The sequence below is a fragment of the Nocardia sp. NPDC004568 genome, from assembly GCF_040609955.1.
In the GTDB taxonomy this organism is placed as follows: Bacteria; Actinomycetota; Actinomycetes; order Mycobacteriales; family Mycobacteriaceae; genus Nocardia.
Genome location: NZ_JBEXLL010000133.1, coordinates 1 through 8322, shown reverse-complemented (window position 1 = coordinate 8322; position 8322 = coordinate 1). Strand labels below are relative to the sequence as shown.

10 protein-coding genes are annotated in these 8322 nt (G+C 67.6%); 5 read left to right on the top strand and 5 right to left on the bottom strand.

The window, feature by feature from the left end; genetic code table 11:
- Positions 1–28: 28 nt before the first annotated feature.
- Positions 29–1660, bottom strand: a complete 1632-nt coding sequence (locus ABZV91_RS31415; RefSeq protein WP_355249357.1) for an NTF2-like N-terminal transpeptidase domain-containing protein — start codon at positions 1658–1660, stop codon at positions 29–31.
- A 352-nt stretch (positions 1661–2012) separates the two neighbouring features.
- On the opposite strand from ABZV91_RS31415, the gene aroQ reads away from it, so the two are divergent.
- Positions 2013–2477 (top strand): type II 3-dehydroquinate dehydratase, encoded by a 465-nt coding sequence (gene aroQ / locus ABZV91_RS31410; protein ID WP_355249356.1) that lies wholly within the window; start codon positions 2013–2015, stop codon positions 2475–2477.
- 22 nt (positions 2478–2499) lie between these two features.
- On the opposite strand, the gene ABZV91_RS31405 is transcribed toward aroQ, so the two are convergent.
- Complete coding sequence (locus ABZV91_RS31405; protein ID WP_355249355.1) at positions 2500–2955, bottom strand: nitroreductase family deazaflavin-dependent oxidoreductase; 456 nt, start codon at positions 2953–2955, stop codon at positions 2500–2502.
- Positions 2956–3211: 256 nt separating this feature from the next.
- Here ABZV91_RS31405 and ABZV91_RS31400 point away from each other — a divergent pair, with 256 nt between their 5' ends.
- Together ABZV91_RS31400 and ABZV91_RS31395 are read left to right on the top strand one after the other, a co-directional pair.
- A complete protein-coding gene (locus ABZV91_RS31400; RefSeq protein ID WP_355249354.1) occupies positions 3212–4309 on the top strand; it encodes a zinc-binding dehydrogenase in 1098 nt (365 codons plus the stop codon).
- 53 nt (positions 4310–4362) lie between these two features.
- Positions 4363–4674: a GNAT family N-acetyltransferase gene (locus ABZV91_RS31395; RefSeq protein WP_355249353.1), complete on the top strand. Its 312-nt coding sequence runs from the start codon at positions 4363–4365 to the stop codon at positions 4672–4674.
- 93 nt (positions 4675–4767) lie between these two features.
- Here the strand turns inward: ABZV91_RS31395 and ABZV91_RS31390 are convergent, their stop codons facing one another.
- Entirely contained in the window at positions 4768–5529 is a 762-nt protein-coding gene (locus ABZV91_RS31390; RefSeq protein WP_355249352.1) for a 1-acyl-sn-glycerol-3-phosphate acyltransferase, read from the bottom strand.
- Positions 5530–5656: 127 nt separating this feature from the next.
- Between ABZV91_RS31390 and ABZV91_RS31385 the strand changes: the two genes are divergently transcribed.
- Positions 5657–6316, top strand: a complete 660-nt coding sequence (locus ABZV91_RS31385) for a YqgE/AlgH family protein (RefSeq protein ID WP_355249351.1) — start codon at positions 5657–5659, stop codon at positions 6314–6316.
- Positions 6317–6397: 81 nt separating this feature from the next.
- Here ABZV91_RS31385 and ABZV91_RS31380 read toward each other — a convergent pair whose 3' ends face one another.
- Together ABZV91_RS31380 and ABZV91_RS31375 are read right to left on the bottom strand one after the other, a co-directional pair.
- The gene (locus ABZV91_RS31380; RefSeq protein ID WP_355249350.1) at positions 6398–6910 is read right to left on the bottom strand and encodes an EXLDI protein; all 513 of its coding nucleotides are present in this window, start codon (positions 6908–6910) and stop codon (positions 6398–6400) included.
- 76 nt (positions 6911–6986) lie between these two features.
- The gene (locus ABZV91_RS31375) at positions 6987–7226 is read right to left on the bottom strand and encodes a hypothetical protein (protein ID WP_355249349.1); all 240 of its coding nucleotides are present in this window, start codon (positions 7224–7226) and stop codon (positions 6987–6989) included.
- A gap of 420 nt (positions 7227–7646) precedes the next feature.
- Between ABZV91_RS31375 and ABZV91_RS31370 the strand changes: the two genes are divergently transcribed.
- Entirely contained in the window at positions 7647–8144 is a 498-nt protein-coding gene (locus ABZV91_RS31370) for a hypothetical protein (protein ID WP_355249348.1), read from the top strand.
- The last annotated feature ends 178 nt before the right edge of the window (positions 8145–8322 follow it).

Genomic DNA, 8322 nt, shown 5'->3' with positions numbered 1-8322 from the left:
GGCGATCAGGTGATCGCCGCGACGCCGCTCATTCGTCCGGCTTCGCCAGCGCCTGCAACATCCGCTCGCCCATCCGGACGACCATATCGCCGCTGTCGACATCGGCGATATGGATGGCGAATGAAAGATCACCCATACTCGCGATCAGCCAGCCGTCGTCGCCGGCCGCGGCCGAGAATCCGGTGACATCACGGAATCCGCGCAACCGAGCCATCTGCGGCGCGTTCATGCCTTCGCGCATCGCGGCACGCAGGGCCGCGTCGACGGGGCCCGGCAGCGGGCCCATGGGTGCGTCGGTTTCGCCGGGCCGACCCCGTTCGAGCATCGGCGGCCGGGCCGTGCCGTTGGTGATGGCCGCGGCCGCGATCGCCATCCCGAACGGGCTGACCAGCAGCGAATCCGTGCCACCGCCCTGGCGAACCGGTTCGGCGCCGCCCGCCCCGGCCGGGCGTCCGGTCACTTCCTCGAGGCCGGGGACCCGGAAGTCCACGCCGACGCCGAGCATGGCGGCCGCCTCGATCACTTCCTGGTCGCTGACGTCCGCGGGCGCTTTGCCCTGGGCCGCCCCGGCCGCCTTCTTGAACAGTTCGATGGCACCGCCCACGGGGTAGAGCCCGGTGAACGCGACCGGCCCCTGGGCGCTCGAGTAGTTGTTCTGCGCCGCCGCCACGACCGCGCCGGTGGAGGGCTGGGTGACCACGATGGAGGCGGGCGATCCCACGCTGACCACGGCGTCCTCGGCCGCGCGCTGCAACCGCTGGTCCATGGTGCCCGCGATATCGGGACCGGCCGGGCCCTGGTTGCCCGCCAATTGTTTGACGAAGCGGCCGTTCTCGAACAGTTGCACGCCCCAGCCGGAATGCTGGTCCTGGCTCTGCTCCCAGACCTTCTTCATGGCGTCGAGCATCGGCGAGAAGATCCGGCGATCGGAGACGATGAGCCGCGGCTCCTGTTTCATCACCACGCCCGGGATCGGCGCCATCCGCGGTTCCAGAATCGCGAAATCGCCCTCCCGCAGGCTGACCGCGGTGATCGGCTTTCCGCCGGCGGCGGCGAGATCGTCGCGCAACGACGCGCCGGTGATCAGGGGCGCCACCGGTTCGATGGCGCGGGCCAGCGCGTCGGTGGAGGCCACCGGGTCGGGCATCCGGGCCGGATCGAGTTCGACGACGTTGATGATCTGCTGGGTCATCAACGGTTTACCGATATTGTCGACGACCTTCGGCGGCGGGTCCGGTGTGGTGCGCACCAGTTGCACGGTGCGGTTCTGGTTGAGCTCGGGCATGACCACGGCCGGGTCCCAGGAGATCCGCCAGCCGTTGGAGAGTTTGCGGACCGTGCCCTCCAGCCCGTAGGACCAGTTCTTCTGCTCGCCGAAGCTCCACTGGACGTCGAGACTGAAGATGCCGGATTCGGCATCGAGTCCGATGAATTGCGCCTTCTCGTAGTCGACGGTGCCCGATTCCAGCCCTTCGAACATTTGCTGGAGAGTTGCCGAAGCCGCGGAGGGGTAGGAGGTCAACTCCGCCGCGGCGGCATAGTCGTGCTCGTCGAGCCGTTCGGTGAATTGATCGACGACCGCTTCGGGTCCGGCCGCCTCGGTCCCGGACCCACACGATCCCATCGCAATTGCCAGAGCCGCCACCCCCACAAGGGCCATTGCGCCCCGGAAGCGAAAGCGGCGGGATCCCCTCACGTCCATGTCGCCCACTCTTCACTCTTGTCACTCCAGTAACAAGACCACCGTACCTGAAAAATGCCTGCTTGCGAGTGATCGCAAACCCGAAACCATACCCTGTCCCACCGTGTGCAGTTGCGGCCGAGCCCAACTCGTCGCACAGCGGACCATGATCAATTATCGGGGCGCCCGAGAACACCCGGCGACGCTACGCTACCGATCGATCAGAAGCGGTGCGCCGTTACCCCGCGAGTCCGCATTCATCGAAGAGATACCCCGTTACGGTAGCTCAGAATCCTTCGCCCGCGGGTGAGGTGTCGGTAGGGTTGCTGTCATGTCCGATGCCACCGTCCCGCAAACCTCGAGCAGCCCGATTCTGGTCCTCAACGGGCCGAACCTGAATATGCTCGGCACTCGGCAACCGGAGATCTACGGCTCGGAAACCCTCGACGATGTAATCGAATTGTGTCGTCGGACCGCGGCGGCGCACGGGTGGGAGATCGCCCATTTCCAGTCGAATTCCGAGGGCGCGCTGATCGACCGGATCCACGAGGCGCGCGGCGCGGCGTCGGCGATCGTGATAAACCCCGGCGGCCTGACCCACACCTCGGTGGCACTACGCGACGCGCTGGTCGTCCCGGAGGTACCGATCGTCGAGGTGCACATCAGCAATGTGCACGCACGCGAGGAGTTCCGCCGGCATTCCTATGTCTCTCCCATCGCCGACGCGGTGATCGCCGGGATGGGCATCCAGGGTTATGCCGCCGCGATCGAATACCTGCTGACCCGCCGGGCCTGACGCCCGCCCCCGGCACCGCGCCTCAGTTCGCGCTCTCGATCCGGAAAACCGGGAAGCCCGGCGCGATTCCGGCGAGTTCGGCATCGGTGGCGTCCTTGGTGATGCCTTCGAAGAAGCGGCCGACCTCCCAGCCCCAGCGCTCGAGGTAGAGCCGCAGCAGCGGCACCTTGTCCGCATCGGGCACCTCGACCGCGGTGAAGACCTCGGTCCGCCGGCCCAGTCGCAGCTCGCCGGTACCGGCGACCCGCAGATTGCGCACCCACTGCGTGTGGCCGCGCGGCGCCACGAGATAGCGCTGCCCGTCGGCGGCGGTCATGAGGTTGACCATGGTGGTCCGCCACTCCCCGGATTTGCGGCCACGCACCGCCAGCAACCGGGAACCGGCGACGCTGATTCCGAGCTTGGGCAACAGATTGGCGAGCCGGTTGAAGATCGGGTCGAAACCGGTGGGGGCGAGGTAGCGGGTCGCGGTGGTCATCACAGTCTCCTTAGTGAGCGGTGCTCTCTGTTGTGGTCAACAATCGCATTTCTCGGCACACCTGTCAAGAGCAGTGCTCTCGTTTATCCGAAACCGCAGATAGGACCCCCTACAGGACCGATCGAGTGCCACAGTTCGGGAACCGATCACCGAACCGCTCCCCGGCCGCGCCTTTTTCTGAGACGGTGGTCCTGCCGGGCTGTACCCACGCGGACGTCGGGCGGATGTGCCGGAACGAATGGCGGAGGAGAGTGGCGTGCGGGCCGCAGTTTTCCACGGAACCGAACCCCGATTGGTGATCGAGGACATCCCGGTGCCGGTCCCCCGGCGCGGTGAGGTCCTGCTGCGGGTCACCGCCTGCGGGGTCTGCCATACCGACCTGCACGTGCTGCGCTCGGAGGTGGATTTCCCCGTGCCCGCGGTGCTCGGCCACGAGGTATCCGGCGTGGTCGAACAACTCGGCGAAGGCGTGGACACGGTCGCGGTCGGCGACAACGTGGTCTGCAGTTTCATCATGCCCTGCGGCGACTGCCGCCACTGTGTCCGCGGCGCCGAGGACCTGTGCGAGAAATTCTTCGCGTACAACCGGTTGGGCGGCACTCTCTACGACGGAGCGACCCGCCTCGCCCGCGCCGACGGAACCCCGCTGGCCATGTACTCGATGGGCGGGCTCGCCGAATACTGCGTGGTGCCCGCCTCCGATGTCTTCGAAGTCCCGGCGGACGTCGGACTCGAGGCCGTGTCGATCCTGGGGTGTAGTTCCTTCACCGCGCTCGGCGCCGTACACACCGCCGGGCTGGGGCTCGGCGATCGGATCGCGGTGGTCGCGGCCGGCGGCGTCGGATCCTCGATCGTGCAGTTCGCGGCGGCGGCCGGGGTCGCCCGCATCATCGCGATAGACATCAGCGACGACAAACTGGCCGCGGTCGCGAAACTCGGTGCCACCCATACGATCAACTCCGCCACCGAGGACGCGGTGGCCCGGGTCCGGGAATTGACCGGTGGACACGGGGTCGATGTGGCGTTCGAGGCGCTGGGCAGCGCGGCGACCTTCGCGACGGCCCTCGACGTACTGGACGACGGCGGGCGGGCGGTGGTGGTGGGGATCGCGCCCGCCGGCACCACCGGCACGGTGGACCTGGCCCGGCTGGTACGCCGCAAACTACAGATTCGCGGCTCCTACGGCGCGAAGGCGCGTACCGATATGCCCGCGCTGCTGCGGATGGTCGCGGCGAACACGGTCCGGCCGCAGGAGGTGATCACCCGCCGCTACTCGCTGGACCGGGCCGACGAGGCCTACGGCGCGTTGGCCCGCGGCGAGATCGTCGGGCGGGCGATCATCGAAATGGACTGACCCACCGCGTGTATCGAGGCGAAAATTCACCGCCGAACGAGTAACGTCGAGCCATGCCGACGGAGGTCCGCAACAACACCGCACTGGAACGCTTCGAGATCACGGTCGACGGCGAGGTCGCGGGATATACCGAATATCAGGACACCGTCGGCGAGCGCGCTTTCGTGCACACCGAGGTCGACCCGCGGTTCGACGGCCGGGATTGCGCCCGGGCCCTCGTCGCGGCCGCCCTGGACGCCACCCGCGCCGAAGGGCTGGGTGTGCTACCCATGTGCCGGGTGGTCCAGCATTTCATCGAGACCAGACCCCAGTACCTGTCGCTGGTGCCGCACTGGGCCCGCGACCGTCTCGGGCTACCGCAATAGACCGCGCGGTCACTCGTTCGAAGGTGTGGTGATCCAGCGCCGCGCAAACCACTCCTTCTGCGAACACGCCCCAGCGGGGCCGGGGACGGGGTCTCAGTAGGCGGCCACGGCGCCGTCGAGGGCCTGCTGCAGGTCGGTGCGTACCAGCCGGGCGATCTCCGCGGGCCGGGTGGGCAGGTCGGTTCGGGGCCTGCCGAAGTAGAAGCTCGCCGCTTTCGCCTGCTCCTTGGTCGGTTCGACCGCCGGGTCGGCACGCGGGCCGTAGCTCAGGCCGAGCGCGACCAGTGCGGGCCGGGCGCCGAGTTTGGTGGTCCGGAAGGCGATATGCCCGATACCCGTACCGACCGCCTGCACCTGCGCCGGGTCGACATCGTTGCAGGTACCCTCCGGGAAGATGGCCAGGCTGTCGCCGTCGGCCAGGCGTTCGGCGCAGATATCCATCATCCGCTGCCCGGCCGCGTTCACCGCCCGCAATCCGTGGTCGCTTCCGCGGAACACCGGGATGCCGCCCATCATGTCGATGCGGCGGCGCAGTTTCTCCTCCTCGAACAACTCGTCCTTGGCCAGCACCCGGGTGCGGCCGATGATGGGCCGTAGTTCGCTGCGCCAGGCGGCCGCCGCGAGGGTGTAGGGGTCCAGCCGGGACAGGTGGTTCACCGCGATCAGCAGCGGGGTCCGGGCACGGACGAGGGCCCCGATCGCCTCACGCGCCCCGGCCGCGTAGCCGACGCGTGGCCGGTAGCGCCGTCCGAGCAGGGCGTAGGCACCCATCGCCTGCAGGCGGTTCTGCCGGTGTACCCGGTAGAAGGCGTACACATCGTCGCTGTTGTCCAGGAGCACCTCGGGGGGACGCATACGGCTGACTCTACGAGGCCGTGGCGGTATGTCCAGATGGCGCGAAAACGGCGGTCGAGCGAACTTCGCGCGAAGTGAACAGTGGATCAGAGCGGCACAGTCGGGCAATAACTGCGATGATGGCCAGGTGGCGCAGGCAGATGACCCCGATGATCGCAAGACCCGGGGCGGCCGCGGTGACGGGCACGAGCCCGCACCTGGTCGTCGCGGTAACCGGCAGGGTGAGCAGACGGTCCGGGCCGGGACACTACTGGTTTCCTCGACCGACCTGGCCGAGCCCACGTTCCGCCGCACGGTGGTCTACATCATCGAACACAACGACGCGGGAACGCTCGGGGTGGTGCTGAACCGGCCCAGCGATACCCCGGTGCACGATGTGCTGCCGCAGTGGGCGGAGCTGTCGGCCCGGCCGCACACCCTGTTCGTGGGCGGCCCTGTCAAACGGGATGCCGCGCTGTGCCTGGGCACCCTGCGGGTGGGCGCGTCCATCGACGGTGCGCAGGGGTTGCGGCGAGTGGACGGCCGGGTGGTCCTCGTCGACCTGGATGCCGAGCCGGAACGGATCGGCCCGCTCGTCGAGGGGGTACGGATCTTCGCCGGGTACGCGGGCTGGACCTTCGGCCAATTGGACAGCGAACTGGCCAACGACGACTGGATCGTGGTGTCCGCCCTGCCCAGCGACCCGATCGCCGGGCGACGCAGCGATATGTGGGCGCAGGTACTGCGGCGGCAGCCGCTCCCGCTGTCGCTGCTGGCCACCCATCCGATCGAGGTCGAACGCAACTAGAACGCCGGCCTCCCCGCGGCGGACCGGCGGGGAGGGCGAGCGCGGTCGTCAGCGTTCACGGCCGTTTCCGGCCGGACCGGATCAGATATCGAGTTCTTCCACAGGTGGACGATCGGCGATCCCGGAGATCCGCTGGTAGAGCTGGTCCGGGATCTTGCCCCGCAATTCCTCCAGGGAGTCCACGACCGTGAAAACATAATCGCCCCAGTCGTGCTCGATACCGAGCATCCGGCGCCAGTTCTTCAGGTCACGCAGCCAGTTCGCCGATTCGGGATAGTCCGACCAGTTCGAATACTGCTCGTGCAGCGCGTACTTCCCCTTGCGGCCCCGGAACACCCGGATGTGTTCCATCCGCTCATCGCCCACGTCCCGGTGTTCACCGAGCAGAGCGCCCTGGAAGCGCACCTGCCGGACACCGTTGTGGCCGACCCGCAGCACGATCTCCTCGTAGCCCTCGGCCTTCCCCTCCTCCAACTCGATGAAGCGTTTGAGCGCGGTGACCACCGCGCCGGACAGATTGCCGCCGACCAATTCCTGTGCCCGCTGGAACAGGGGCAGATCGTCGTCGGCGACATAGATGGTCTTGTTCGGCATGAACCCAACTATACGTAGACATATACGTATAGGCAATGAATCCGGGGGCGCCGCACGACCCGGCCGCCCGAACGAGCTACCAGGTCCCCAGGTCCTTCACGTTCCACGACAGGCTGATCCGAGGCCTGGTTCGCAGCACAAGCGGACCGTTCGCGTCACTCGAGAACCAGAGCCGCAGACCTTCGTAGCCGGCCGGGCCCCGGTCGACGCTCAATCGATCCAATCGACGAAGGCGACCCAGGTGCGTATGCCCCTGCCCGTCCACATAGAGGCTGATATACGCCTCGCCGGCCATGGGGTCGAGCGAAAACGACACGGCCTGAACCCCCGGGTGAGCCGAAACGCATACAGTCCGACGGGCCACTCGAGATCATCGAACTCTCGCGTCGGCTCATCCTCGAAGAGCCAGATGAGGTCGGCGAGGTCGGGGATCTCCATGGGTCGACGGTAGCGACGTCGCCGGACCGGATTTCCAGCACGTCCGAGCGCCGACAGCGGCCGAGCGTCGTCCGAAGCATCCACCATCGGTCGTCGGCGCCGGCGCGGTTCCAGCACCGAGCCGGGCATCGGCCCGCACCCACCACCCAGAAGTAGTCGTGATCACTCCCCTTGACCCCAACCCATTGAACGTACCGTTAAATAGCGGTACGGTAGGTGATGTTCCAATGCAGCGCTTTCCGGAGCGCGACCCGCCCCCAGATCCCACATCGGGGCGCGAACGAGTGAGGACCCGCCGATGAACCCGAACCCCGCACAGCGCACCCGCCGCCTCGCCGCGCGAATCGCCGCGATCGCGGTCCTCGCTCTCACGCCACTGGCCGTCACCGCCGGCTCCGCCCTCGCCGACCCGGGTCAGGCGGCCCAGATCAGCGATTCCGGCGACGGCTCCGGCGATAGCGACAGCTGGAACGGCAACGGCGATTTCGGCTGGGACGACAACGGTCAGTACGGCTACGTCGACCACAACCAGCAGAACTACGACGGGTACGAAGACCACCTCAACAGTGGCGGGAACCAGTACGCCGACCGCGACTCACACAACGACAACGGCGGCTACGACCAGCCGGCGAATTGGGATCGGGCGGACCACGGCGGCGGCACCCAGAGCCCGGCCGCCTGGAACACACCCAACCCCTACATCCCGGCGCCCGCACCGAGCCTGCTGCCGGCGGTTCACCTGCCGGCCCTGCCGCAACTGCCGTTCGCGCTGCCCGGCCTGCCGCCTCTGCCCTGAACCGGGCAGCACCGATGACCACACAGTTGAGTTGCCGTTACTTGACGGTTCATTACCTGATGAATCGTTACAGCGAGGCCGACACAGAACGGAGCACGCCATGACCATCACCCGCAACTTCGGATTCGTGAAGCGAATCGCCGCCGCCGCCGTGCTGGCCGGAGCGCTCGCCGCGATC